We start from the raw sequence: 2,051 nt of genomic DNA, 5'->3' as shown, positions 1-2,051 counted from the left end.
GCACCGTCCAGGCCTTCGTAAAAGTGATCGCCTTGCACACGGTGCGTACACGCGTGGCTGTCCGCTCGGGGCGGACCGCGACGCCAGCTCGGCAGGAGCCGAGGGCGGGCGCGGCATGGTGTGCGGGCGTCACCCGTACGTCGGCCCATCGAGGGGCCGCACGCGGACGTTTCAACCGGACCGAAAGGCACCACCGCAGCCAACGCGGTGGGCGGTCCGTTCACGCAGGTCCCACGGGTACCGGTCGAGCCGGTGTGCCGTGGGTCGCGGTCGCTCGAGGCGGCCGCGGCGCGTGATGCTGGAACGTCAGGGGAAAGGAGGCGGGTGCCCGAAGGCACGCCGCAATCCACGGCCTCGGGGGCCATGGCGGCTGATGGGTGAACTTGGCGGATCGAGTCCGCGTGGATCCGGGGCTCTTGGCCCTCGGCGACCGAGGTCACCGCAACTGATGGGGCTTCCTTCGACGCGGCCACTGTGTGCTGCGCCCGGTATGGAAGCTACCGGCTTGACGCACCGCCATCATGTGCCAGCGCAACGCGGACCTCAAGCTCGAAATGTGCCGATAAGCGCGCCGTGATCGAGGTCGGCTCCGTGCGCGAGAGGGGTTGACAAGCCTTCTTGCTACCTCTGCCTCCGAAAGACCAGGACAGGACGATCTGGCGGGCCATTGGCGCGACTGCGGCACTTGACGGGACCGAGTCCGGTGCGACCGTGGAGCGACTTGCGGAAGCACCGGTGCGGTGGCGGCGAGGTGGGAATGCAGCGAGAGCCGCGTTCCACCGAGGTCGTCGTGGCGCGCGACCTGATCGCGATAGCGCACCCGGTTCGACGGTCTTCCGCATGGGAGCCAGCCATCGGTCGTCCGATGCTGAACGGTCTTCAAAGGTCCTGTAGGAGCAACTCCATGAATGCAATCGTCCGAGCCATCGACGTTGGCTTCGGCTACACCAAGTACACGACGGGCGGGACGGCCGCTGACATCCGCTGCGCCAGCTTCCCGTCACTCGCCTGCCTCAGCACGCGCGACCCGTCGGCATCGCTGGGTGCGGAACGCCGGCGGACCTTTGCGATTCCCATCAAGAGCGTCTTCTACGAGGTCGGGCCGGATGTCGTGCTGGCGGGCGACGGATTCCGCGCCACGCAGATCCACCACCGCTACATCGACACGCCCGAGTACCTGGCGCTGGCCCGCGGCGCGATGCGCGCGATGAAGGTGGAACACATCGACCTGCTCGTGGTCGGCCTGCCCGTAGCAACCTTCGCCGCCGACAAGGCCGCACTCGAGAAGCTGATGACCGGCCGGCACGACGTGGGCGGCGGCAAGGCGGTGCAAGTGCGCAAGGCGCTGGCCATGGCACAGCCGCACGGCGCGCTGATCGACTATGCGGACCAGCACGACCGCGTGCTCGCCATGCAAGACGAACAGAGCCTGGTCATCGACCCCGGGTCTCGCACCTTCGACTGGCTGGTCGCGCGCGGCATGAAGTTGTCGCACAAGCGCAGCCATTCGGTCGACCGAGGAGTGGCCGACATCCTGAACCTCATCGCGGACGACGTAAGCGTGGAGATCGGCTCTACCTACACCGGCCTGGACAGCATCGACCACGCGCTGAGGACCGGCAAGGCGTTGAACGTGTACCAGAAGACCTATCAGCTCTCGCGGATGAGGCCGATGGTCGAGAGCATCGCCCGGCAGGCCGTCGCGGCCATGATGCGGCGCATCGGGCCCGCCTACGACGTGCGCAATGTGATCCTGGTTGGCGGCGGCGCCTTCCTGTTCCGCAAGGCGGTCAAGCAGGCGTTCGCATCGCACGAGGTGCTGGAGGTCAAGGAGCCGATGTTCGCCAATGTGCGCGGCTATCAGATCGCAGGTTCCAACCATGTGGCTGCGGCCACACCGGGAGCAGGCGTTGTTGCGGCGGAAGGGGGCAGGGCATGAGCGCGGTCGATACGAGGGTGGATCACAGCATCAGGCTGCTCTTCGAGTTGTCGCGCGACGACAACCCACGGCTGTTCGACGACCTGATGCGATTCAACAAGGGGCCCAAGCG

1 protein-coding gene is annotated in these 2,051 nt (G+C 66.9%); it reads left to right on the top strand.

The window, feature by feature from the left end; genetic code table 11:
* Positions 1 to 790 precede the first annotated feature (790 nt).
* A complete protein-coding gene (locus QZV97_RS20800) occupies positions 791 to 1,939 on the top strand; it encodes a PRTRC system protein D (RefSeq protein ID WP_366558931.1) in 1,149 nt (382 codons plus the stop codon).
* Positions 1,940 to 2,051 lie beyond the last annotated feature (112 nt).

The sequence above is a fragment of the uncultured Methylibium sp. genome, assembly GCF_902826655.1.
Taxonomy (GTDB): Bacteria; Pseudomonadota; Gammaproteobacteria; order Burkholderiales; family Burkholderiaceae_C; genus Methylibium.
This window is presented reverse-complemented; position numbering and strand designations above follow the sequence as displayed.